This window comes from Streptomyces sp. NBC_01426, assembly GCF_036231985.1.
Classification (GTDB): Bacteria; Actinomycetota; Actinomycetes; order Streptomycetales; family Streptomycetaceae; genus Streptomyces.
The window spans coordinates 4,893,499-4,915,380 of record NZ_CP109500.1 but is presented as its reverse complement, the minus strand read 5'-3'; the positions used below and the strand labels follow the sequence as shown (position 1 = coordinate 4,915,380).

23 protein-coding genes and 1 tRNA gene are annotated in these 21,882 nt (G+C 73.2%); 13 read left to right on the top strand and 11 right to left on the bottom strand.

Translation table 11 applies throughout. The features are described from left to right. Window positions 1–68 precede the first annotated feature (68 nt). Both OG906_RS21855 and OG906_RS21850 read right to left on the bottom strand, forming a co-directional pair. Complete coding sequence (locus OG906_RS21855) at window positions 69–638, bottom strand: acetate uptake transporter (RefSeq protein WP_329445091.1); 570 nt, start codon at window positions 636–638, stop codon at window positions 69–71. Window positions 639–737: 99 nt separating this feature from the next. Further along, window positions 738–1,268: a universal stress protein gene (locus OG906_RS21850; RefSeq protein WP_053674694.1), complete on the bottom strand. Its 531-nt coding sequence runs from the start codon at window positions 1,266–1,268 to the stop codon at window positions 738–740. A 467-nt stretch (window positions 1,269–1,735) separates the two neighbouring features. On the opposite strand from OG906_RS21850, the gene OG906_RS21845 reads away from it, so the two are divergent. From OG906_RS21845 to OG906_RS21830, 4 genes are all read left to right on the top strand, one after another. Next, window positions 1,736–2,056 carry a hypothetical protein gene (locus tag OG906_RS21845; protein ID WP_329445088.1) on the top strand — a complete coding sequence of 107 codons (321 nt, stop codon included), beginning with the start codon at window positions 1,736–1,738 and terminating at the stop codon, window positions 2,054–2,056. A 376-nt stretch (window positions 2,057–2,432) separates the two neighbouring features. Beyond that, window positions 2,433–3,605 (top strand): helix-turn-helix domain-containing protein, encoded by a 1,173-nt coding sequence (locus OG906_RS21840; protein WP_267799505.1) that lies wholly within the window; start codon window positions 2,433–2,435, stop codon window positions 3,603–3,605. A 112-nt stretch (window positions 3,606–3,717) separates the two neighbouring features. Next, a complete protein-coding gene (orn, locus tag OG906_RS21835; protein WP_329445086.1) occupies window positions 3,718–4,320 on the top strand; it encodes an oligoribonuclease in 603 nt (200 codons plus the stop codon). Window positions 4,321–4,417: 97 nt separating this feature from the next. Beyond that, window positions 4,418–4,490 (top strand) — tRNA-His (locus OG906_RS21830). A gap of 49 nt (window positions 4,491–4,539) precedes the next feature. Here OG906_RS21830 and OG906_RS21825 read toward each other — a convergent pair. After that, window positions 4,540–5,565, bottom strand: a complete 1,026-nt coding sequence (locus OG906_RS21825) for a LacI family DNA-binding transcriptional regulator (protein ID WP_329445084.1) — start codon at window positions 5,563–5,565, stop codon at window positions 4,540–4,542. Between the two features lie 114 nt (window positions 5,566–5,679). Between OG906_RS21825 and OG906_RS21820 the strand changes: the two genes are divergently transcribed. The 4 genes from OG906_RS21820 to OG906_RS21805 are packed head-to-tail and all read left to right on the top strand — an operon-like array spanning window position 5,680 to window position 10,163. Further along, window positions 5,680–6,996: an ABC transporter substrate-binding protein gene (locus OG906_RS21820; protein ID WP_329445083.1), complete on the top strand. Its 1,317-nt coding sequence runs from the start codon at window positions 5,680–5,682 to the stop codon at window positions 6,994–6,996. Between the two features lie 7 nt (window positions 6,997–7,003). Next, window positions 7,004–7,984: a carbohydrate ABC transporter permease gene (locus tag OG906_RS21815; protein ID WP_329445082.1), complete on the top strand. Its 981-nt coding sequence runs from the start codon at window positions 7,004–7,006 to the stop codon at window positions 7,982–7,984. After that, window positions 7,981–8,805 (top strand): carbohydrate ABC transporter permease, encoded by an 825-nt coding sequence (locus OG906_RS21810; protein WP_329445081.1) that lies wholly within the window; start codon window positions 7,981–7,983, stop codon window positions 8,803–8,805. The genes OG906_RS21815 and OG906_RS21810 overlap by 4 nt, the downstream gene beginning before the upstream one ends. A gap of 14 nt (window positions 8,806–8,819) precedes the next feature. Further along, entirely contained in the window at window positions 8,820–10,163 is a 1,344-nt protein-coding gene (locus OG906_RS21805; RefSeq protein ID WP_329445078.1) for a GH1 family beta-glucosidase, read from the top strand. Window positions 10,164–10,170: 7 nt separating this feature from the next. Here OG906_RS21805 and OG906_RS21800 read toward each other — a convergent pair whose 3' ends face one another. Beyond that, a complete protein-coding gene (locus OG906_RS21800) occupies window positions 10,171–10,749 on the bottom strand; it encodes a TetR/AcrR family transcriptional regulator (protein ID WP_329445076.1) in 579 nt (192 codons plus the stop codon). 464 nt (window positions 10,750–11,213) lie between these two features. Here OG906_RS21800 and OG906_RS21795 point away from each other — a divergent pair, with 464 nt between their 5' ends. Next, complete coding sequence (locus OG906_RS21795; RefSeq protein ID WP_329445074.1) at window positions 11,214–11,714, top strand: MarR family winged helix-turn-helix transcriptional regulator; 501 nt, start codon at window positions 11,214–11,216, stop codon at window positions 11,712–11,714. Window positions 11,715–11,855: 141 nt separating this feature from the next. Further along, window positions 11,856–12,263, top strand: a complete 408-nt coding sequence (locus OG906_RS21790; protein WP_329445072.1) for a hypothetical protein — start codon at window positions 11,856–11,858, stop codon at window positions 12,261–12,263. Window positions 12,264–12,655: 392 nt separating this feature from the next. Here OG906_RS21790 and OG906_RS21785 read toward each other — a convergent pair whose 3' ends face one another. The 4 genes from OG906_RS21785 to OG906_RS21770 form a co-directional block, all read right to left on the bottom strand. Continuing rightward, window positions 12,656–12,850 (bottom strand): hypothetical protein, encoded by a 195-nt coding sequence (locus OG906_RS21785; protein WP_329445070.1) that lies wholly within the window; start codon window positions 12,848–12,850, stop codon window positions 12,656–12,658. Window positions 12,851–13,001: 151 nt separating this feature from the next. Continuing rightward, window positions 13,002–13,673: an NADPH-dependent F420 reductase gene (locus OG906_RS21780; protein ID WP_329445068.1), complete on the bottom strand. Its 672-nt coding sequence runs from the start codon at window positions 13,671–13,673 to the stop codon at window positions 13,002–13,004. Between the two features lie 289 nt (window positions 13,674–13,962). Continuing rightward, a complete protein-coding gene (locus OG906_RS21775) occupies window positions 13,963–15,324 on the bottom strand; it encodes a sensor histidine kinase (RefSeq protein WP_267799497.1) in 1,362 nt (453 codons plus the stop codon). Next, a complete protein-coding gene (locus OG906_RS21770; RefSeq protein ID WP_063839417.1) occupies window positions 15,321–16,010 on the bottom strand; it encodes a response regulator transcription factor in 690 nt (229 codons plus the stop codon). The genes OG906_RS21775 and OG906_RS21770 overlap by 4 nt, the downstream gene beginning before the upstream one ends. Before the next feature lie 78 nt (window positions 16,011–16,088). Between OG906_RS21770 and OG906_RS21765 the strand changes: the two genes are divergently transcribed. Together OG906_RS21765 and OG906_RS21760 are read left to right on the top strand one after the other, a co-directional pair. Next, window positions 16,089–16,631: a hypothetical protein gene (locus tag OG906_RS21765; RefSeq protein ID WP_329445063.1), complete on the top strand. Its 543-nt coding sequence runs from the start codon at window positions 16,089–16,091 to the stop codon at window positions 16,629–16,631. A gap of 75 nt (window positions 16,632–16,706) precedes the next feature. Then, entirely contained in the window at window positions 16,707–18,215 is a 1,509-nt protein-coding gene (locus OG906_RS21760) for a class I adenylate-forming enzyme family protein (protein ID WP_329445062.1), read from the top strand. 49 nt (window positions 18,216–18,264) lie between these two features. Here OG906_RS21760 and OG906_RS21755 read toward each other — a convergent pair whose 3' ends face one another. Both OG906_RS21755 and OG906_RS21750 read right to left on the bottom strand, forming a co-directional pair. Then, the gene (locus OG906_RS21755) at window positions 18,265–19,134 is read right to left on the bottom strand and encodes a spermidine synthase (protein ID WP_329445060.1); all 870 of its coding nucleotides are present in this window, start codon (window positions 19,132–19,134) and stop codon (window positions 18,265–18,267) included. A 25-nt stretch (window positions 19,135–19,159) separates the two neighbouring features. Continuing rightward, window positions 19,160–19,609, bottom strand: coding sequence for a hypothetical protein (locus OG906_RS21750; RefSeq protein WP_329445058.1), 450 nt, complete (start codon window positions 19,607–19,609; stop codon window positions 19,160–19,162). Window positions 19,610–19,853: 244 nt separating this feature from the next. Between OG906_RS21750 and OG906_RS21745 the strand changes: the two genes are divergently transcribed. Next, window positions 19,854–21,176, top strand: coding sequence for a tetratricopeptide repeat protein (locus OG906_RS21745; RefSeq protein ID WP_329445056.1), 1,323 nt, complete (start codon window positions 19,854–19,856; stop codon window positions 21,174–21,176). Between the two features lie 96 nt (window positions 21,177–21,272). Here OG906_RS21745 and OG906_RS21740 read toward each other — a convergent pair whose 3' ends face one another. Continuing rightward, entirely contained in the window at window positions 21,273–21,869 is a 597-nt protein-coding gene (locus OG906_RS21740; protein WP_267799491.1) for a histidine phosphatase family protein, read from the bottom strand. Window positions 21,870–21,882 lie beyond the last annotated feature (13 nt).

Here is a 21,882-nt window from a genome sequence, read left to right as displayed (position 1 = left end):
ACGGAAGGCCCCCGGGGGATCGCGTCCCCCGGGGGCCTTCCGCGTTCCTCACGGCTCCCTCGTACGGCTCAGCTCGCGGGCACCGCGTCCCTGCGGGCCCTGCTGCCGAGCGCCACCGGCCAGTGCGCCAGCGCGGCCGTGGCCCCGTACCAGGCCAGCAGCCCGGCGACCGCCGCCACCCAGCCGGCGATCTTGGCGAGCAGGCCGCTGTCGGCGAAGGCCCCCACCGCGAGGAGCAGCAGGGAGAGGGTGAACAGGGCGTACACGCCCTGCCCGAACAGTCCGCTCGCCGCCCCCACCGTGAGGGTCAGGCCGAGCAGGGCGAACAGGACGAGGAACGCCCCGGCGGCATCCGCCGAAACCTTTCCGTCGGCCCCCGCGGCCCAGGTGAACCAGAAGGCGCCGAGTCCGGCGAACGCCGTGCCGTTGAAGCCGTCGCCGCCCCGGAATTCGAGGATCCCGAGGACGAACAGGGCGAGACCGCCGACGTAGGTGGCCAGCGACACGGAGTTCGCGGCGCTCACACCGTCGATGATGCCGGTGTGGCCGATACCGAACGCGAGAAGGGTGAGACCCAGGGCAATGTGCCCGAGGGCCGAAGTAGAGGCCGTGCTTCCCGCAGAGACACCGTTGTCCACGGCGGGCTCCCTTCGATCTGCAGTTGTTTGCTGCGTCCCAGCAGCATTTATCTACCCTTTACATGAGGGTTCACAACCGCACGAACGGCGTACAGAGGGTCACGGAATGACAACGACCGGTCGCTGGGCCCGCTTGGCCAGTCGGCCCGCCACCGAGCCGAAGATCCGGCCCACGATGCCGTGCGTGGAGCCGACCACGATGGCGTCCGCCGAGTACTCCCGGCCGACCTCCTCCAGCTCGTGGCAGATGTCCCCGCCCCGCTCGACCAGGATCCACGGCACCTCGGACAGGTAGTCCGCGCAGGCCAGCTCCAGCCCCAGCACCTCGGTGCGGTGGTCGGGGACGTCCACGAAGACGGGCGGCTCGCAGCCGGCCCACACCGTCGTGGGCAGTCGATTGGCCACGTGCACGATGATCAGACCGGATCCGGAGCGTCGGGCCATCCCGATGGCGTACGCGAGGGCCCGCTCACTGGAGGTCGAGCCGTCGAAGCCCACCACGACGCCGTGCCGGAAGGCCGGGTCGCAGGGATGGCGCGTCTGTTCCACCGCGCGCAGGTCGGCCGACGCGGAGTCGGCGAGGGGTTTGCGCTTGCGGTCCGCGGGTTCGGAGAATTCGTGACCGGCCATGGTGTCTCGGCGAAGGGTCCTCGGGGGAAGCGACAGGGGCGATAGCGGCGACGCAGTGTGACGGAGCTCTGTCCGGGAAGCATCTTCCCAAGCCCATACCCTCCAGGGTACGGCGACACTCCTGTCCTGCACAGGGCATGCCGCCCTTGGAGAGCGTCCCAGGGAGCATGCCGGAGCGGCGCCGCGTTGGCAATGTCCGCTGGCCCCTACAGCCAGTGACGAGCGGGGCGGGCACCACCCGTGCGCGCAGTGACCGAGCCCCTCCGCCCGCCGTTGGACAGACGTCCGACCGTCCAGGAAGCGCCCGCAGGGAGTACACCGTGCCCGGCCATCCGGTTCATGCCGTCCAGCCCGCTCCGTCGACGCGTTCCGCCCCGTCCGGCACGCCCGTGCGTTCCGGCATCCACTCCGGCGCCCACTCCGACGACGCGTCATCGCGTTTCGCGCCCGTTCCTCTTCACTCTTCCGTGCGTCGCGCTCGCCCCCCGCACGACGACCCCGCGGGTGACGTGGTGCGGTGGGCCGCCTTCAGCTGTCTGCTCGTCCCCGTGGTCCTGGCCGTCTACGGAACCTCCTTCGGCGGGGCGGCCGTCGCGACCCTGGGTCTCGCCGCCGTCACCGCCGCCTGCCGGGTGTTGCTGCGTCACTCCGAGAAGGCGGAGCGCTCCGCGGCCCGGGTGCTCGTCGAGGAGCCGGCCCCGTCCGACCGGCGCGGCCGGCACTCGCGCGGCGGGGCCGGTTCACACCGCGGTTGCCACGGTTCCGGGGGCGTCTCCCCTCTCGACTGACCGATTCGCACGTACACACCCGCCTGTTTTCAGCCAACTTCCCGGCAGGTCGCCCCCCTTGCCGGAATGTCCCCCCAACCCCCCCATCACCAGCGACGACAGAGCCTCGGGGGGCTCACGACCCTATGGGTACTGGCCATGGCCAGACTCTGCGCTTCCCGCACGGGTAGCGGAGTGGAACCCTTACTGATCGAATGCTTTTCGCCAAGTTGCCAAGTCGACATAGCGCTGCGTGCTGAACTTGTCACGCCGACACCACGGGACGCAGTAGATTCGATCATGTATTTACGGCGGGGGATCCACGTGCAAGGCCGAGGGGAAACGTGCAGGTGCGACCAGACCAAGGAGTCGCGACACCCAAGGGGGGCTTAGCGCCATGAGCCAGGATTCCACCGCCGTCGTCGCGGACGCGGGCCGGAAGCTCGCGGGGCGTCGCCGCAGAGAGATCGTCGCCGTGCTGCTGTTCAGCGGCGGCCCGATCTTCGAGAGTTCCATTCCACTCTCCGTGTTCGGCATCGACCGGCAGGACGCGGGAGTTCCACGCTATCGACTGCTCGTGTGCGCCGGTGAGGACGGTCCGCTGCGGACCACCGGCGGACTCGAACTGACCGCGCCGTACGGGTTGGAGGCGATCGCCCGGGCAGGCACGGTCGTCGTTCCGGCCTGGCGCTCCATCACTTCACCGCCGCCTCCGGAGGCGCTCGACGCACTGCGTCTGGCGCACGAGGAAGGTGCCCGGATCGTCGGACTGTGCACGGGAGCCTTCGTGCTCGCCGCCGCCGGTCTGCTGGACGGCCGGCCCGCCACGACGCACTGGATGTACGCGCCGACGCTGGCCAAGCGGTACCCGTCCGTCCACGTCGACCCGCGCGAGCTGTTCGTCGACGACGGCGACGTGCTGACGTCCGCGGGCACCGCGGCCGGAATCGACCTGTGCCTGCACATCGTGCGCACGGACCACGGCAGCGAGGCGGCCGGGGCCCTGGCCCGCCGACTCGTCGTGCCGCCGCGCCGCACGGGTGGCCAGGAACGCTATCTCGACCGGTCGCTTCCGGAAGAGATCGGCGCGGACCCGCTCGCCGAGGTCGTCGCCTGGGCACTGGAACACCTCCACGAGCAGTTCGACGTGGAGACGCTGGCCGCCCGCGCCTACATGAGCAGGCGCACCTTCGACCGGCGGTTCCGTTCGCTCACCGGCAGCGCGCCGCTCCAGTGGCTGATCACCCAGCGGGTGCTCCAGGCACAGCGGCTGCTGGAAACCTCCGACTACTCGGTCGACGAGGTCGCCGGGCGCTGCGGGTTCCGTTCGCCCGTCGCGCTGCGCGGTCACTTCCGCCGGCAGCTGGGGTCCTCCCCGGCCGCCTACCGGTCCGCGTACCGGGCACGCAGGCCGCAGGCCGACGTGTCGCAGGTGACGCAGATCTCGGAAGGCCCGCTTCCGCACCAGCGCACTCCGCAGCCCCAGCGGGCGGCGGCGGCCCTGGCCGCGGCCGGTCCGTCGGTGACGGAGCTGTACGCGCCGAACCGGGTCCTGCGCGAGCACGCGTAGTCCGGTCCGCCCGGACCACGAAGGTCCCTCTCGTCGGCCGTCCCCGACGAGAGGGACCTTCGGGCGTGCACGGGCCCGGTCCGATCCGGCGAAGAGCGCATAAGGTGGGCGCATGAACGATCGCATGGTGTGGATCGACTGCGAGATGACCGGGCTCTCGTTGACGGACGACGCACTTATCGAGGTGGCCGCACTGGTCACCGACTCGGAGCTCAACGTGCTCGGCGAAGGCGTGGACATCGTGATCCGCCCGCCGGACGCTTCCCTGGAGACCATGCCCGACGTGGTGCGCGAGATGCACACCTCGTCCGGCCTGCTCGACGAGCTGGCCGGCGGGACCACGCTCGCGGACGCCGAGGCCCAGGTCCTGGCGTACGTACGGGAACACGTCAAGGAGCCCCGCAAGGCTCCGCTCTGCGGGAACTCGGTCGGCACCGACCGCGGCTTCCTGCTGCGCGACATGGCCGCGCTGGAGAGCTACATGCACTACCGGATCGTGGACGTGTCCTCGGTCAAGGAGCTGGCCCGCCGCTGGTACCCGCGGGCGTACTTCAACAGCCCGCCGAAGAACGGGAACCACCGGGCGCTCGCGGACATCAGGGAGTCCATCGCCGAGCTGCGCTACTACCGCGAGGCGGTCTTCGTGCCGCAGCCCGGACCCGACTCGGACACGGCCCGCACCATCGCCGCCAAGCACGTGGTGGGCGGCGCGTAGCACTCTCCGGAGGTGGGCGGCGGGGAAAGGGGGGAGCGAGCACCCTCCCGGACCCTGTACGCTTTTCTTCGGCCGGTCGGTTTTCCGACCGGGCATGGTGGGTGTAGCTCAGTTGGTAGAGCACCTGGTTGTGGTCCAGGTGGCCGCGGGTTCAAGTCCCGTCACTCACCCTGTGGAAAGGCCCCGTCCCGCGCGAGCGGGCCGGGGCCTTTCGCGTGCTCAGGAGGATTCCCGGACCACCAGCTCCGTCGGCAGGACGACCGCCGTCTCCCCCGCCTCGCCCGCGATCCGCTCCAACAGGACCCGTGCCATGGTGCGGCCCATCTCCTCGATCGGCTGGCGCACGCTGGTCAGCGGCGGGTCCATGTGGCGGGCCACCACCGAGTCGTCGAAGCCGACCAGGGCCACGTCCCCCGGGATGCGGCGGCCGGCGGCCCGCAGCTCGCGGCGGGCGCCCGCCGCCATGACGTCGGAGGCGGCGAAGACGGCGTCGAGGTCGGGTCGGCGGTCCAGCAGCTCGCGCACGGCCCGGCGGCCGCCCTCCTCGGTGAAGTCCGCGACCGCGATCAGTGACTCGTCGACCGGGTGCCCGGCGGCCAGGAGGGCCTGGCGGTAGCCGTCGAGGCGGCACTGGGCGCCGTACACGTCGAGGGGTCCGGTGACGGTGGCGATCGCGCGCCGGCCGCGGGCGAGGAGGTGGCGTACGGCCTCGGCGGCTCCCGCGAGGTTGTCGGAGTCCACGCTGGGGAGCGTCTCGTCGGCGGAGCGGCGCCCGCTGATCACCGCGGGGATGCCGAGTTCGGCGAGCAGCTCCGGGAGCGGGTCCCCGGCGTGCACGGAGACCAGGAGCACCCCGTCGACGCGGTGCCCGGACAGGTACTGGGCGAGTCGGCGACGCTCCCGCTCGCTGCCGGCGAGGGTGAGCACCAGCTGGACGTCGGTCTCGGCGAGGGTGGCGCCGACTCCGCGCACCACGTCGGAGAAGTACGGCTCGGCGAAGAAGCGGGCCTCGGGCTCGGGGATGACGAGGGCGATGGCGTCGGTGCGGTTCGCGGCGAGGGCCCGGGCGGCCCGGTTGGGGACGTAGCCGAGCTCGGCCACGGCGGCCTCGACAGCGACCCGGGTGTGCTCGCTGACCTTGGAGGATCCGTTGATCACCCGGGAGACCGTGCCGCGTCCGACGCCGGCCCGCACCGCGACCTCTTCCAGCGTCGGCCGTCCCCCGCTGCGCCCGTGCCCGTTCATGGCTTCCTCCCGGCTGGTGAATCTACCCGTTGACTGCCTCTTGACGATGGTGGGAGCGCTCCCACACTGTGGCACACGACACCCGGCACGTTCCATCCCCCAGGGAGGATCCTGATGCGAGCCCGAAGAAGACTTGTGACCGCGGTCGGTGCGATGGGCGCGACGGCGCTGCTCCTCGCGGGTTGCTCGCAGGACCCCGGCGAGGCCCCCGCCCAGGGCGGCTCCACCGGCGGCAAGGCGAAGACCACCCTCACGGTCGGGGTCTTCGGTGCCTTCGGGCTCCAGGAGGCGGGCCTGTACGACGAGTACATGGCGCAGAACCCGGGGGTCAGGATCGAGCAGACCTCCATCGAGCGCAACGAGAACTACTACCCGCAGCTCCTGACCCACCTGGGCACCGGCAGCGGACTCGCCGACATCCAGGCCGTGGAGGTCAACAACATCGCGGAGGTCACCGCGACCCAGGCGGACAAGCTGGTCGACCTCGCGAAGGCGCCCGGCGTCGACAAGGGCGCCTACCTGCCGTGGAAGTGGGCCCAGGGCACCGCGAAGAACGGGTCCACGGTCGCCCTCGGCACCGACATAGGCCCGCAGGGCATCTGCTACCGCAAGGACCTCTTCGCGGCGGCCGGGCTGCCCACCGACCGGGCCGCGGTCGGGGCGCTGTGGGCGGGCGACTGGAACAAGTACCTGGAGACGGGCAAGGCGTACAAGGCGAAGGCCGGGGCGGGCAAGGCCTTCGTGGACTCCGCGTCGGGCGTGATGGCGGCGGTGACGGGCAGCAGCGCGGAGCGGTTCTACGACGCGCAGGGCAAGGTCGCGTACAAGACGAACCCCGCGGTGCGCGGCGCCTTCGACCTGGCGGCCTCCTTCGCCGTCGAGGGGTTGAGCGCGAAGCTCCAGCAGTTCACCCCGGCCTGGGACCAGGGCTTCTCCAACGGGAACTTCGCCACGGTCTCCTGCCCGGCCTGGATGCTCGGCTACATCCAGGACAAGGCGGGTCCTGCGGGCAAGGACAAGTGGGACGTGGCGCAGGCCCCCAAGCCCAGCAACTGGGGCGGTTCGTTCCTCGTGGTGCCGAAGGCGGGCAAGAAGGCCGAGGAGGCGGCGAAGCTGGCGGCCTGGCTGACGGCTCCGGCGCAGCAGGCGAAGCTGTTCGAGAAGCGCGGCAGCTTCCCGAGCGCGAGCGCCGCCTACAGCCTGCCGGCGGTGGCGGGCGCGAAGCACGCGTACTTCGGCGGCGCCCCGATCGGGGAGATCTTCGCGCGGGCAGCCGAGGGGGTGCCGGTGACGGTGATCGGCCCGAAGGACCTGGTCATCGCGCAGAACCTGGCGGACATCGGGATGCTCCAGGTCGACCAGAAGGGCCGCACCCCGCAGGAGGGCTGGGACGCCGCGGTGAAGGCGATCGACAACGCCCTGGAGCAGTGAGGTTCCGGTGACGGACGAGACGGCTGTTCTCGCCCCCTCCGCCGCCGGCAGTGAGCGGCCGGCGGCGGAGGGGGGCGACCGGCGCCAGTTGTGGCGCTCCCGCCGCTACCGGTGGGACCTGCGCTGGAGTCCGTACGGCTTCGTGGCGCCCTTCTTCCTCTTCTTCGCGGCGTTCGGGCTGTTCCCACTGCTCTACACGGGCTGGGCGGCGCTGCACCAGGTGGAGTTGACGGATCCGGACGCCATGACCTGGGTGGGGCTGCGGAACTTCACCCGGCTGTGGGACGACGCGTTCTTCTGGAACGCGCTGCGCAACACCTTCACCATCGGGCTGTTGTCGACGGTGCCGCAGTTGGCGATCGCGCTGGGGCTGGCGCACCTGCTCAACTACAAGATGCGCGGCTCGGCCTTCTTCCGGGTCGCGGTACTCACCCCGTACGCCACGTCGGTGGCCGCGGCGACGCTGGTCTTCGTGCTGCTCTTCGGCCGGGACTACGGGATGGTCAACTGGGTTCTGTCGACGGTCGGTTTCGGGCCGGTGGACTGGCAGAACGGCCCCTTCGCCTCCCAGGTGGCGGTGTCCACGATCGTGGTGTGGCGATGGACGGGCTACAACGCGCTGATCTACCTGGCGGCCATGCAGGCCGTCTCCGCCGACCTCTACGAGTCGGCGGAGTTGGACGGGGCCTCGCGGTGGCAGCAGTTCGTCCACGTCACCGTGCCCTCGCTGCGACCGACGATCTTCTTCACCTGTGTCGTGTCGACCATCGGGGCCACCCAACTCTTCGGCGAGCCGCTGCTGTTCAACGGCGGGGCGGGCGCCACGGGCGGATCGGACCACCAGTTCCAGACGCTGGGGCTGTACCTGTACGAGCAGGGTTGGGTGAACCTGCACCTGGGGCGGGCCTCCGCGATCGCGTGGGCGATGTTCCTGATCCTGCTGCTGATCGCGGGCGCGGCCCGGCTGCTGCGAAGGGTGTCCCGATGAGATCGCTGCGCGCGGGGAAGCCGACGTACGTCGTCCTCGGGGTCTTCACCCTCGGCTCCCTCTTCCCCCTGGTGTGGACGGCGATCGCGGCGTCCCGGAACAACACGCGGCTCGCGCAGACCCCGCCGCCGTTCTGGTTCGGCGGGAACCTGGGCCACAACCTGTCGGTCGCCTGGACCGACGCGAACATGGGCACCGCCCTGCTGAACACGGTGATCGTGGCGGGCACGATCACCGCGGGCACCGTGCTCTTCTCCACCCTGGCCGGCTTCGCCTTCGCGAAACTGCGGTTCCGGGGGCGCCGGCCGCTGATGGCGCTGGTGGTCGCGACGATGCTGGTGCCGCCGCAGTTGAGCGTGGTCCCGCTGTACATGTTGATCGCCGAGCTGTCCTGGACGGACCGGCTCCAGGCGGTGGTGCTGCCGGCCCTGGTGGGCGCCTTCGGGGTGTTCTTCATGCGGCAGTACCTGGTGCACGCGCTGCCGTTCGAACTGGTGGAGGCGGCGCGGACCGACGGGGCGAGCTCGTGGCGCGTCGTGTGGCACGTGGTGTTCCCGGCGGCGCGGCCGGCGATGGCGGTGCTGGGGATGCTGACCTTCGTCATGGCCTGGAACGACTTCTTCTGGCCGATCGTCGCGCTGACGCAGAACGGCAGCCCGACGGTGCAGGTGGCCCTGACGGGTCTGGGCCGGGGGTACATCCCCGACCAGTCCGTGATCATGGCGGGTGCGCTGCTGGGCACGCTCCCGCTGCTGCTGGTGTTCCTCGTCTTCGGCCGCCAGATCGTCGGCGGCATCATGCAGGGAGCGGTGAAGGGTTGATCGGGATGAGCGGGATGAGCGACATGCGGTTCCCCGACGGGTTCCTGTGGGGCGCGGCCACGGCCGCCTTCCAGATCGAGGGCGCGGCCGAGCTGCGCGGGCCGTCGATCTGGGACACCTTCTGCCGCACGCCGGGGAAGGTGCACGGCGGCGACACGGGCGACGTGGCCGCCGATCACCACCGGCTGTGGCGCGAGGACGTCCGGCTGATGGCCGGGCTGGGGTTGGCGGCGTACCGGTTCTCGGTGTCCTGGCCCCGGGTGCTGTCCGGCGGGCTGGGCTTCTACGACGCGCTCGTCGACGAGTTGCTGGCGCACGGGATCGAGCCGTGCCCGACGCTGTACCACTGGGACCTGCCGCAGGAGTGGGAGGACGCGGGCGGCTGGCCGGAGCGGGAGACCGCGTACGCCTTCGCCTCGTACGCGGAAACGGTCGCGAAGACCCTCGGGGACCGGGTGGGACGTTGGACCACCCTCAACGAGCCCTGGTGCAGCGCCTTCCTCGGCTACGCCTCCGGGGTCCACGCGCCGGGGCGCACCTCGCCCGCCGACTCGCTGCGCGCCGCGCACCACCTCAACCTGGCGCACGGGTTGGCCGCGTCCGCGCTGACCTCGGTCCTGCCGTCCTCGGCGCGCGTCGGCATCGCCCTCAACCCGAGCGCGGTGCGTCCGCTGACCGACTCGGAGGCCGATCTGGACGCGGCGCGGCGGATCGACGCCCTCGCGAACCGGATCTTCACCGGGCCGCTGCTGCACGGCGCCTACCCCGACGACCTGCGGGTCGACACGGCCGCGCTGACCGACTGGTCCTTCGTCCGGCCGGGCGACGAGGCGCTGATCCACCAGCCCCTCGGCTTCCTCGGGGTGAACTACTACACGCCGGCCGTGGTCTCGGCGGCCTCGGGCGGCCCGCGCGCCGACGGGCACGGCGACAGCGAGCACTCGCCGTGGCCCGGGTCGGAGTCCGTGGCCTTCCACCAGCCTCCGGGCGAGCGGACCGCCATGAACTGGTCGATCGATCCGACCGGGCTGCGCGACCTGTTGTCCCGGTTCGCCGGCGAGGCTCCGGGCCTGCCGCTCCTCGTCACCGAGAACGGCGCCGCGTACGGCCCGGACCTGCACGATCCGCTGCGCATCGACTACCTGCGCGGGCACCTCGCGGCGATCCACGGCGCACTGGCCGACGGAGCGCCCGTGGAGGGGTACTTCCTCTGGTCGTTGATGGACAACTTCGAGTGGAGTCACGGCTACGGCAAACGGTTCGGCATCGTCCACGTCGACTACGAGACCCAGGTCCGCACCCCGCGCTCCAGTGCCCTCTGGTACGCCGACCTGGCCCGGAGCGGCCTCCTGCGGTGACCGGCGTTCAGCCCCTGGCCGGGGGCCAGTTCTCCAGGGCGACGTGCAGCGCGTCGATGATCCGCTCCCAGGACGCGCCGACGTCCCGGGGGTGGCCGAAGCCGCCGGTGGCCTCCAGGCCGCTGTACCCGTGGAAGGTGCTCCGCAGCAGGCGGACGGCGTCGGTCAGGTCGGGTTCGGCCAGGCCGTAGGCGCGCAGCACCCCGTACGTGAGGTCGATGAAGCGGAGGTGGCCGTCGGACGCGGCGCCCCGCTCCGGGGGGAGTTGGATCTGGGTGGCCGCGTACCGGCCGGGGTGGCGCAGGGCGAACGCGCGGTAGGCGTCGGCGAAGGCGGCGAGTGCGTCCCGGCCCGAACGCCCGGCCACCGCCGCGCCGATCAGGTCCGCGATCTCGCCGGCCGCGAGCACGGCCACCCTGATCCGCAGGTCCTGGAGGTTGCGGACGTGGGAGTAGAGGCTGGCGTCCTTCACCCCGAAGTTCCGGGCGAGGGCCGACACGGTCACCTTGTCGAACCCGACCTCGTCGGCCAGGTCGGCGGCGGCCCGGGTGACCCGATCGGCCGTCAGACCCGCGCGCGGGGCCATGCGTCCACCTCCGCCCCCGGTTCCCGGACCGTCCGGGGATTTCTCCGAATATACATACGCCTCGCCGGGAGTCCCCGCGACGCGGGCCCGGGCCGCGCGAGCCGGGTGCGGGTCCCCCGCCGCCGCTCACACGGGGCCCTGACCGGCCGCTCCTCGAAGACCCGCCCGCCCCGGCCCGGCCTCACGGGAGGGGGCCGGGGCGCCCCCGGCATCGACCGCCCCTCGCCGGGCCGTCGTTTCCGCGACACGGGAGACACCGACCCGAGAGACACCGACACGACAGGCGACAACGCGGCAGACAACGACACGGCAGGCACCGACGTGGCAGGCACCGACACGACGGACAGCGGCATGGGCGACAGCGGCATGGCGGGCACCTCCTCCCCTAGAATGAGACCCTGACACAGATTCTGCGCGACGCATTCCCTGCGTCACACAGTTAAATTTGAAGCACGGAGTAGCCGATGTCAACCGACTCCCCTCGTTCGGGTAAGGAATGGACCCGCGCGGAACTTCTCGCGCGGATCCTCATCGAGAGCGGGCGGCACCACACCGACCAGGCACGCCTCCACCAGGCCATGGCCGACCACCTGGGCCTGCACCCGACCGACACGCAGTGCCTGCGCCTCCTCGTGAACGAGACGGAGCCGGTCAGCACCGGCCACATCGCCCGGCTCACCGGTCTGACCTCCGGATCCGCCACGCGCCTGGTCGACCGGATGCTCAAGGCGGGCCTGGTGGAGCGGCACGCCGACCCGCACGACCGCCGTCGTTCCCTCGTCGCCCTCGCCCCCGACGCCCGCCGGCGGATCGGCGCCGCATGGGAGACCCCCGACCGGGCGTTCGGCGCCGCGCTGCGGGACTACTCGGACGGCGAACTCGCCGTCATCGCCGACTACCTGCACCGCGCCGCCGAGGTGGGGCGCGCCGAGGCCGAGCGACTCGCCTCCGCCGACACCGACTGATCCCCGCCCGTCCGCCTCGTGGGAGGTCCACGCGTCGGACACGGGGTTCCGAGGGGGTGGTTCCGCCGCTACCGTCCCGGACCTACGGGCACGACGCGCGCCGGAGACACGGGAGGGTCGGCGTGCGGATAGAGGATGCCCGTGTCCCGATCCACCACCGCTCCGAGCGGTTTCCGCGGCGTGTTCGCCCTCGGCGGCGCCGCCCTTCCCCTCCACGCGTTCCCGGCCCGGCTGCCCGCCGCGCTCTGCCCCGTGGGCACGCTCATGCTCATCAACACGCGCGACGGGATCGGGGCGGCCGGCGCCGTCGCCTCCGCGCTCTGGCTGGGTCAGGCCATCGGTGGCCCGGTCATCGGGCGGGCCGCCGATCGGCGCGGCCACCGGCCCGTGTTGCTCGTGGCCTGCGGCGCGAACGCCCTCGCCCTCTTCGCCCTGGTGGCGGCGGTCCTGGGCGGGCTGCCCCGGCCCGCCCTGCTCGCGCTCGCCGCGGCGGCCGGCCTCACCGTCCCGCAGGTCGGGCCGTTGGGCTGGTCCTGCTGTTCACCCTGACCGTGCTCCAGGGCGCCGCGATGAGCGGCGCCACCACGGGGGTCAACGCACTCGCCGAATCACGGGGCGAGCCGGGCGCGGCCGGACTGGTGTGGGCCGCGATGGCCGTGACCAGCTCGATCGCCGGCTTCGCGACCGTGGCGCGACCCGGGCCGGTCGACCTGACCGTCCGGCTGCGCCGGATGGTCGCGCCGGACGGTCGCGCTCCAGGCCGTACTGACCCTGCCCCTGCTCACCGTGTCGGGCCTGTGGGCCGCGGCGTTCGCCGTCGGGGCCGTCGGGTCGGCCGTCGCCCCGCATCTGATCGCGCTGTTCGGCCTGGTGGAGCGCACGGGCCCGGCGGAACGCATGGCCGAGGCCATGACCCTGCCGGTCAGCGGGCTGATCCTCGGTCAGGCCCTGGCAGCGGCGGTGGCCGGTCCGTCGGCGGCGGCGTACGGCCACCGGGCGGCGTTCGCCGTGGCCTGCGGGGCGGTCGTCACCTCGGCGGTGGTGGCCGCGGTGGCCCGCCCCGGGTGGCTCCGTACGGCAGGCGTGGACGCACCCCGTACGAAGGACGGCACGCCGGACGGCACACCGGACGTCACGCCGGCCCTCACTTCGGACGACACGCCGGACCTCACGCCGGACGTCCCGGCCCCCCGCGCCGACGGCAGGAGATCGCCCCGCCCGCAGGGGTGTGCGGCCGCCCGGGTCCGGGCTGCGAACGAGAACGGGGCCGACCCGGGCGGAACCGCCTCAGACCCTTCCGTCCGCGCCCACCTCGGCCGTCTCCACCCGGAAGTTGAACTCCGCGTGCCCCAACGTGCTCATCAGGCGCAGCCACAGCGGCAGCAGCATCTCCGTGCCGCGGGCGGTCTCGATGCCGCCGAGGTCGAGGATGCGGGCGTCCGGCCAGCCGAAGGAGTGGAGCAGTTCCCGCGCGGCCCGCTTCGCGTCCGGGTCGTCCCCGGACAGGAACACCTGGTGGTCGCCGGGGACCCGCGCCGGGTCCACCATGATCCGGCAGTTCATCGTGTTCAGCGTCTTCACCACCCGGAGTCCGGGGAAAGCCCGTTGGAGCATCTCCCCCAGGCTGTCGTCGTTGACCACGTCCAGTCGGGGCGGGAAGCCCTCCGCGAAGTCCAGCGGGTTCGCGACGTCGATCAGGATCCGGCCGTCCAGGTCGGCCGCGCCCGCGTCCCGCAGCGCGGCGACGCTCGCCAGCCCGTTCGTGGCGTTGATCAACGTCTCGCCGTCCCGTGCGGCCTGCGCGTAGGTCGCCACCGGGAGGCGCCCGTCGGCGAACTCGGCGCGTTGGCGGGTGGCCTCGGGGACACGGGTGCCGAGGACCACTTCGTGGCCCAGGTCGAGCAGGCGGCCGGCGATCGTGCGGCCGACGGTGCCCGTGCCCAGCACTGCGTAGCGCATGCTCACGTCCGATCCGGGTGCCGATGTCGTGCGGAGGGGGCGGGTCCGTGGCGGCCGGCGCCGCGGACCGTGCCGTGGGACCGTACCGACCCGCCGGCGCACGGACCGCCAGGCGCGCCCCGGACCTCCCGCACGCGGCCCCGACCGCCCCCGACCGGCCCAACCACCCCGGGGCCGACCCCGGCGGCACCCCAACCACCCCGACCCGGCCCCGACCCCGACCCGGCCGACCCCGACCGACCCCGACCCGACCGACCCCGACCGCCCACCCACGGCGCTGCCCCTGGCGTCAGTCGCCCCGGCGCTTGCGCCGGCTGCGGCGGGCCTCGCCCCGCGCCCGGCCGTCCAGGGCGATCCACACCCGCACCTCGGTCCCGCCGAGCACCGAGCGCCCCAGCCGGACGTCGCCGCCGGTGGACTCCGCGACCCGGCGCACGATGTCCAGGCCCAGGCCGGTCGAACCGTCGCGGCCGCCGTCGTTGCCCCGGCGCAGCGCCTCGTCCGGGTCGGCGATGCCCGGTCCGGCGTCGGAGACGAGCACGATGACGGCGTCCCCGGCGTCGTGGACGTCCACCGCGAAGGGGGTGCTCTCGGGGGTGTGCCGGAAGACGTTGCCCAGCATGGCGTCGAGGGCGGCGACGAGTTCGGCCCGGGCGACGGGGATCCGTACGGGGCGCTCCACGCCCGCCAGCCGGACCTCGCGCCCCTCGTCCTCCGCGAGCGCCGACCAGAAGTCCATCCGGTCGCGGATCACCTCGGAGGCGTCGCAGCCCGCTCCCACCGAGGTGTGGGGGGAGCGCTGTTCGCGGGCGGTACGGATGATCGTGTCGACCTCGCGCTCCAGTTGCTCCACCGCCGCCCGGGTGTGGTCGGCGGCGGGTCCGTCCCCGAGGGAGGCCGCGTTGAGCCGCAGCACGGTGAGCGGGGTGCGGAGCCGGTGCGAGAGGTCGGCGGCGAGTTCCCGCTCGTTGGCGAGGAGTTCCACCACCTGGTCCGCCATGGAGTTGAACGCGACGGCCGCCGAGCGGAGTTCCTTGGGGCCGTCCTCCGGTACGCGTGCCCCGAGCCGTCCCTCGCCCAACTGGTGGGCGGCGTCGGCGAGCCTCTCGGCGGGTCGCACGAGGCGGGCGCCGAGCCGGTCCGCGACGGCCACCGAGCCCACGATCAGTGCGAGCCCCACGCCCGCGAGGACCATCCAGGCGGTCGCGACCCCGTTGCTGACCTCGCTCTCCGGCACGTGGATCTCGATCACGGCGATGTCCCCGGAGCCGAGCGCGGTGGGCTGGAGGAGCGCCGAGCCGCCGCCGGACACCTTGGCGGTGGTCGCGCGGCCCATCTTGCGGGTCTGGGTGACGGCGTGTTCCCCGGCCCAGCCGTCACCGATGTCGACGGGGGCGTCGTCGCCGATCGCGGGCACGTGGACGGCCATCCGCCCGGCGGCGCCCATCTGCGTGGACTCCACGGCCTTGCGCAGTTGGACGGGGTCGGTGGTGATGGAGAGGGTGGGCCCCATGGTGGCGGCCTGTCGTTCGGCGTTGGAGAAGGCCCGGTCGCTGGCCATCTCCTGGACCACGAGCCCGAGGGGTACGGCGAAGGCCACGACCACCATGGCCGTGACCGCGAGGCACACCTTGACCAGCGCCCATCTCACGCCGGCGGCTCCAGTTTGACGCCCACACCCCGCAGGGTGTGCAGGTAGCGGGGGCTGGCGGCGGTCTCGCCGAGCTTGCGGCGCAGCCAGGACAGGTGGACGTCGATGGTCTGGTCGTCCCCGTACGACTGCTGCCACACCTCGGCGAGCAGTTCCCGTCGGGACACGACCACCCCGGGCCGGCCGGCGAGGAAGGCCAGCAGGTCGAACTCCCGTCGGGTGAGGTCCAGTACCGCCCCGTCGAGTTCGGCCTGTCGGCGCAGCGGGTCGATGGCCAGGCCGCCCACCCGCAGGACCCGCGAGGGCGGTTCCACCCCGGCGGCGGCGCGGGAGCGGCGCAGGACGGCGGCCATCCGGGCGGAGAGGTGTTCGACGGAGAACGGCTTGGTGAGGTAGTCGTCGGCGCCGTCGTTGAGGAGCCGGACGATCTCGGCCTCGTCGTCGCGGGCCGTCGCGATGATGACGGGGACGTCGGTGATGCCGCGCAGCATCTTCAGCGCCTCGGCGCCGTCCAGGTCGGGCAGCCCGAGGTCGAGGATGACCACGTCGAAGCGGTGGTGCGCGACCTCGCGCAGCGCCTCCAGGGCCGTGCCGACGCTCCGCACGGTGTGGGAAGCCTCGGTCAGGTGCCGGATGAGGGCGGAACGTACGAACTGGTCGTCCTCGACCACGAGCACACTTGCCATGGCGGCACCGTAGTCCATTCGGGGGACGCCGGGAGGCGGCGGGCCGTCTCTGTGACGGGTGGTGCAGTATGTGCCGTGATGCTGAGAGGACTTGTACATGCCATGGCGTGGACGCTGTCCACGGCGGCGGCGGTGACGCTGTCGTGGTGGGGCGTGCACACCGTCATGTCCGGCACCGCCTACGATCCTCCGCTCGCGGTCCCGCTGACCGCGGTGCCGTTGTCCTCCTCGACGCACCACACGGATCCGCCGTCCTCTCCCGCTGCGCCGCCCTCCTCCCCGTCGCCCTCGGCGTCGGCCCCGTCCCCGTCGGCCACGCCGTCCGCCGGGAAGCCGAAGCCGCCGTCCACCTCGCCGAGCCCGCGCCCGCACCGGCAACCGGACGACGGGGCCGGCGGGGACGACGTGAAGGGGTACTCGGTGTCCGGCGGCCGGGTGGCCTTCGACATCGGGGAGTCCTCGGCCCAGTTGGTGTCCGCCACCCCGGCGGCCGGTTGGCGCATGCAGGTGTGGAAGCAGGACTTCTGGATCCGGGTCACCTTCACCAGGGAGGCCCGCGAGGTGTCGGTGTTCTGCACCTGGCACGACACGGCCCCGCGCGTGGAGATCGTGGATCCCTGAGCCGGCCGGGAGTCCGCGCGGGCCCCTCGGCTACCGTCGGCACCGACCGGTGGTGGCGAGGGAGGGACGGCGGACATGGGTGGCGCGCGGTACGTCGCGGACCTGATCGAGGCGTGCGAGCGACACGCGGGCGAACCCGCGCTCGGCGCCGGCCCGTCCTGGCTCCTGACCTTCGACGAGGTGCTGGCCGACGTGTACCGGCTGGCCGGCGCCCTGTCCGCGCTCGGTGTCGACCGCGGCTCGGGGCTGGCCTGCGTGACGGCCGGCAACCCGCCCGAGCAGCTGCTCGTACGGTTGGCGGCGCACCTGCTGGGTGCCCGGCTGACCCAGGTCGTCGTCGGACCGGCCACCCACGGCCTGGAGTTCCTGCTGCGGGACTGCGAACCGGCGCTGGTGGTCCACGACACCCCGGTCCCGGACACCGGGGTCGCCCGGGTGAGCGTGGGCGCGCTGTCGGAATCGGCCCGCGCCCTGGACGCGACGCCGGTACCGGTACGGGCCCGCGAGGAGGACGTGGCCCGGGTGACGTACACGGGCGGTACGACGGGCCGCCCGAAGGGGGTGGCCTCCACGTTCGGGGCGATGGCGGCCCGCAAGGCCGATCGCGGCCGGAGCGCGGAGCGGGTCTACCTGTCGGTGACCTCCCTGGCCCAGCGGTCCGGGGGCCGCTGCCTGGAGCAGTTGCGGGCGGGTGGCCGCAGCGAGGTCCTCGGCCCCTTCGACACACGGGGGTTCGCCGAGGCCTGCCGCCGGCTGGGGCCCGTGTCCACGTACCTGACGACCTCGATGGTCTACCGGCTGCTGGACGACCCGGTGACCGCCGCCGCAGTGCCCGGCCTGGAGCAGGTCTCGTACGGGGACGCGCCCGTCCACCCGGAGCGGCTGCGTCGCGCGCTGACCGGCTGGGGGGCGGGCAAGGAGTGGCGGCAGGGGTACGGGATGAACGAGTCGGGGGTGATCTGCCGGCTCACCGCGGCCGACCACGAGGCGGCGGTCGGCGACCGCCCCGCCCTCCTCGGCTCGGTGGGCCGGCCCGTGCCCGGGGTGACCGCGCGGGTCCGTGCGGCGGACGGGAGCGTGTGCCCCGAGGGCGACACCGGCGAGGTGTGGGTGCGGTCCGCGACGGTGATGGCCGGCTACTGGAAGCGGCCCGGTGCGACGGCGGAGGTGCTGCGCGACGGGTGGCTGCGCACCGGGGACCTCGGGCACTTCGACGCGGACGGGTACCTGTACCTCGACGACCGGGTCAAGGACGTGGTGATGGTGGACGGGGAGAACATCTACTGCGGGCCGGTGGAGGCGGCGCTGACCCGGCATCCCTCGGTGGCCGAGGCCGCGGTGGTGGGCCGGTTCCACGACGTCACCGGCGAGGAGGTGTGCGCCTTCCTGGTGCCGGCCGCCGGCGCGGAGCCGTCCGGGGAGGCGGCCGACGCGGCGTGCGCGCTGGTGGAGCGGGAACTGGCGCGGGACCACCGCCCGACGGCCGTGTTCTGGCTGCCCGCCCTCCCGCAGACGGACCGCGGCAAACCGGACAAGCGCCGCCTGCGCGAACTGGCCCGGCAAGAGCCGGAAGAGACGGCCTAGACCCCGTCGTCGAAGTCTCGCCTGACCCGCGCCACTTTGACGACAGGACCTAGCGGAACACCGACGGCGGGGGTTCCGGCGAGGCCACCGCCGAGGCGTCGGTCACCGGGGCCGCGCCGCCCGCGAAGTCCGCGAGCGCCCGACCGTGCTCGACCCGTCCGGGGTGGGGATCGCTCGCCACGCGCCGGGTGAACTCCGCGATCGGCAGCTCCCGGTCGGCGGCCACCAGGACGGCGTTGCCGAAGCGTTTCCCCCGCCACACCACGGGGTCGGCGGCCAGGGCCAGTTCCGCGAACCGGGTGGCGGCGGTGGCGATCTGCCCCTTCAGGTGGGCCAGCGGCGGGCCGTCGGCGAGGTTGGCCACGTACCAGCCGCCGGGCGCCAGGGCCCGGCGTACGTCGTCGAGGAACTCGGCGCTCGTCAGGTGGGCCGGGGTGCGGGCGCCACCGAACACGTCCGCGATGACCAGGTCGGCCCAGCCGTCCGGCACCTTGGCGAGGCCCGCCCGCGCGTCCACGGCCCGCACCCGGACCCGTGCCTGCGGGTCCAGCGGAAGGTGTTCCCGTACGAAGGCCACCAGGCCGGCGTCGATCTCCACGACCTGCTGGGTGGAGCGGGGGCGACTCGCCGCCGTGTAGCGGGCCAGGGTGAAGGCGCCGCCGCCCAGGTGCACCACGTTCAGCGGCTGCCGGGCGGGCGCGACGAGGTCGATCAGGTGGCCGATCCGGCGCTGGTACGCGAAGTCCAGGTACCCGGGGTCGGCGAGGTCGACGTGCGACTGCGGCGCCCCGTCGATCAGCAGCGTCCAGGCGCCCGCGCGCTCGCGATCGGGGGCCAACTCCGCCCGGCCGCCGTCCACCTGCCCGACGACCGGTTCCACGGCACCCCTGCGCCCGCTGCCCTTGCTCTTCCCTGCCATGCGCCCATTATCGCCGGTCAGGGCCTCAGCGGCAGTTGTCGGCCGCCTCGATCAGTCGGGCGGCCTCGCCGAGCGCCGCGCGCAGCACGTCCGGGTCGGTGACGGGTCCGACGGCCTCCGGGGGCAGCAGCCAGCCGGTGCGGTCGGCGGCGGGCGAGGCGGACAGCTCGGCGTCGCCGATGCGCAGTCCGCGTCCGTTGGTCTGCGTACAGGCGCTGCCGGGCAGGTCCCAGGCGTCGGCGGTGCCGGGCGGGACGAGGAAGCCGAGGGTGTCGCCGGAGCCGTCGTGCAGGACCGGGCCGACGCCGGGGGTGGTGTGGTGGGTGGCCCGACGGATGATGTCGACCGCCTCCAGGCCCTGCCGGGTGGGCACGGTCACCAGGTCCGGCGCCCCGGCCGGGTCCGGCGCGTCGAGCGTGTCCAGCGTCCCGACCGCCCGCGGCTCGGGTGCGGTGTTCGTTCCGATGCTCTCCATGCCGCCCTCCACCAAGGGAACCCCTCCTCGATCCGCGTACGAGCCACTCCGCATGGGTTCAACGCGGTGGGACGTCAACGGGTGCGGCGCAACGATGCCGCAAAGGATGGCAGTTCATGGCGGATCACGGGTGAGATATCCGTTTTGTAGCCAAACACCGCATGAACGGTCCTTCCCCGGCGGTACCTTCATGCGCGCCGGGCACAGTCTGAGGTAAAGCCCGAAGTCCAGAGAGGCCACGTCCATGGCGGCGTCCCCCCACTCACCCAACTCCTCCTTCCGGCGATTGCGCGGAGCGCGCTCACCCGCCGAGTTCGCGGCCTCGGTCCGCCGGGCCGCACGGGAGATCGGCGAAACGGTTTCCTGCGACGCCCGTTACATCGGGCGGGTGGAGTCCGGCGAGATCCGCTGTCCCAATTACGCCTACGAGCGCGTGTTCCTGCACATGTTCCCCGGTCGCACCCTCGCCGACCTGGGTTTCTCCCCGCGTGAGGCGGTGCGCGGGCGCTCCGCGCAGCGCGGCGCCCCGGCGTCCCCCTCCTTCCCCCACCTCATCCACCGTTCCAAGGAGAGCGACGTGCTGCGTCGCGCGTTCATGGCGGGCGGCTCCGCGACCGTGGCGGCCGCGACCCTCGGCCTCACCCTGCTCGGCGATTCCCGTCGGCTCCCCTCCCGGGCCGGCGAGTCCGAGGCCGCCGCCGTCGAGGAGGCCGTGCGTCAGATCCGCCTGCTGGACGACCGGCACGGGGCCGATGCCCTGTACCGGCGGGCGGCCGAACCCCTGCGCACGGCCTACGCGCTGCTCGACGCCGGGGCCACCCGACAGTCCACCGAGGACCGACTGCACTCGGGGGCGGGCGAGTTGGCGGTGTCGGTGGGCTGGCTGGCGCACGACTCGGGCCGTTTCGAGGACGCCCGCTCGCACTACGCGGAGGCCCTGGCGACGGCCCGGGTGTCCGGCGATTCCGCCCTGGAGGCGCACGCCTTCAGCAACATGGCGTTCCTGGCCCGGGACTGCGGGCGGCCGCGCGAGTCGGTGCGGGCGGCCCAGGCGGGCCGGCGCGCGGCCCGCGCGCTGGGCTCGCCCCGGCTGTTGTCGCTGCTGGCCCTGCGGGAGGCGGGCGGGTGGGCGGGGTTGGACGACCGCAGGGCCTGCGAGGAGGCGCTCGCCCGGGCGCACACGGAGTTCTCGCGGGGCGCGGCGGGCGCGGACCCCGAGTGGATGTCGTTCTTCGGGGAGGCGGAGCTGGAGTCCTTGGAGTCCCGGTGTTGGGCGGCGCTCGGGGAGCACGCGCGCGCAGCCCGGCACGCCCGTCGGGCGGCGGACCTCCAGGACCCCCACTTCGCCCGGAACGTGGCCCTCTACACCGCCGAACTCGCCGACAACCTGGCCCACGCGGGCGCGCCCGACGAGGCCGCCTGGGCGGGCGCCCGGGTGCTGGACCTGCTCGCGGAGGTCCAGTCGACCCGGATCAGGTCGATACTGGCGGGGACGGCCAAGACGCTGGTCCCGCACCAGCGTTCACCGCGGGTCGGCGCCTTCCTGGCCCGCCACGCGACGGCCTGACGCCCGCGGGCCGTAGCACCCCGGGCGCATCTCGGACCCCGGTCGATCCGATCCGGGCCGATCGGTCCGACGGGGCCGTCGCCTCGTGGGCGGCGGTCAGCCGTCCAGGTGGCCGGTGTCGTTCCAGCGTTCCAGCGCGGGTTCGCCGTACGCCCAGCCCAGCACCGACAGGGAGGTGGGCTCCAGCCGGATCCGGGCGCCGAAGGAGGCCTCGAAGCCGAGCCAGCGGGCGGCGAGGGTGCGCAGGACGTGGCCGTGGGCGAAGACGAGGACGTCGCGTTCGGCCGAGCGGGCCCAGGCGACGACCTCGTCGGCGCGGGCCGCGACGTCCGCGACGGACTCGCCGCCGGGGACCCCGTCGCGCCAGATCAGCCAGCCGGGGCGGATCGCCTGGATCTCGGCCGGGGTCATGCCCTCGTAGTCGCCGTAGTCCCACTCCATCAGGGTGTCCCAGGGCTCGGCGCGCACCCCGAAGCCGGCCAGGTCGCAGCTCTCGCTCGCGCGGACCAGGGGGCTGGTGCGCACCTCCAGGCCGGGCAGGCCCGCCCACGGTTCGCCGGCCAGCCGTTCTCCGAGCAGCTTCGCGCCCCGCCGGCCCTCCTCCAGCAGGGGCACGTCGGTGCGCCCGGTGTGCTTGCCGAGCAGCGACCACGCCGTCTGGCCGTGGCGGGCCAGCAGGATGCGGGGGGCCATGTGAGTTTCTCCC

Excerpts from the sequence above, each read along its gene's own strand:
- OG906_RS21850 (WP_053674694.1), bottom strand. The coding sequence starts at position 1,268 with ATGGCCGGTCACGAATTCTCCGAACCCGCGGACCGCAAGCGCAAACCC.
- OG906_RS21840 (WP_267799505.1), top strand. The coding sequence starts at position 2,433 with ATGAGCCAGGATTCCACCGCCGTCGTCGCGGACGCGGGCCGGAAGCTC.
- orn (WP_329445086.1), top strand. The coding sequence starts at position 3,718 with ATGAACGATCGCATGGTGTGGATCGACTGCGAGATGACCGGGCTCTCG.
- OG906_RS21825 (WP_329445084.1), bottom strand. The coding sequence starts at position 5,565 with ATGAACGGGCACGGGCGCAGCGGGGGACGGCCGACGCTGGAAGAGGTC.
- OG906_RS21820 (WP_329445083.1), top strand. The coding sequence starts at position 5,680 with ATGCGAGCCCGAAGAAGACTTGTGACCGCGGTCGGTGCGATGGGCGCG.
- OG906_RS21810 (WP_329445081.1), top strand. The coding sequence starts at position 7,981 with ATGAGATCGCTGCGCGCGGGGAAGCCGACGTACGTCGTCCTCGGGGTC.
- OG906_RS21805 (WP_329445078.1), top strand. The coding sequence starts at position 8,820 with ATGAGCGACATGCGGTTCCCCGACGGGTTCCTGTGGGGCGCGGCCACG.
- OG906_RS21800 (WP_329445076.1), bottom strand. The coding sequence starts at position 10,749 with ATGGCCCCGCGCGCGGGTCTGACGGCCGATCGGGTCACCCGGGCCGCC.
- OG906_RS21795 (WP_329445074.1), top strand. The coding sequence starts at position 11,214 with ATGTCAACCGACTCCCCTCGTTCGGGTAAGGAATGGACCCGCGCGGAA.
- OG906_RS21780 (WP_329445068.1), bottom strand. The coding sequence starts at position 13,673 with ATGCGCTACGCAGTGCTGGGCACGGGCACCGTCGGCCGCACGATCGCC.
- OG906_RS21770 (WP_063839417.1), bottom strand. The coding sequence starts at position 16,010 with ATGGCAAGTGTGCTCGTGGTCGAGGACGACCAGTTCGTACGTTCCGCC.
- OG906_RS21765 (WP_329445063.1), top strand. The coding sequence starts at position 16,089 with ATGCTGAGAGGACTTGTACATGCCATGGCGTGGACGCTGTCCACGGCG.
- OG906_RS21760 (WP_329445062.1), top strand. The coding sequence starts at position 16,707 with ATGGGTGGCGCGCGGTACGTCGCGGACCTGATCGAGGCGTGCGAGCGA.
- OG906_RS21755 (WP_329445060.1), bottom strand. The coding sequence starts at position 19,134 with ATGGCAGGGAAGAGCAAGGGCAGCGGGCGCAGGGGTGCCGTGGAACCG.
- OG906_RS21750 (WP_329445058.1), bottom strand. The coding sequence starts at position 19,609 with ATGGAGAGCATCGGAACGAACACCGCACCCGAGCCGCGGGCGGTCGGG.
- OG906_RS21745 (WP_329445056.1), top strand. The coding sequence starts at position 19,854 with ATGGCGGCGTCCCCCCACTCACCCAACTCCTCCTTCCGGCGATTGCGC.
- OG906_RS21740 (WP_267799491.1), bottom strand. The coding sequence starts at position 21,869 with ATGGCCCCCCGCATCCTGCTGGCCCGCCACGGCCAGACGGCGTGGTCG.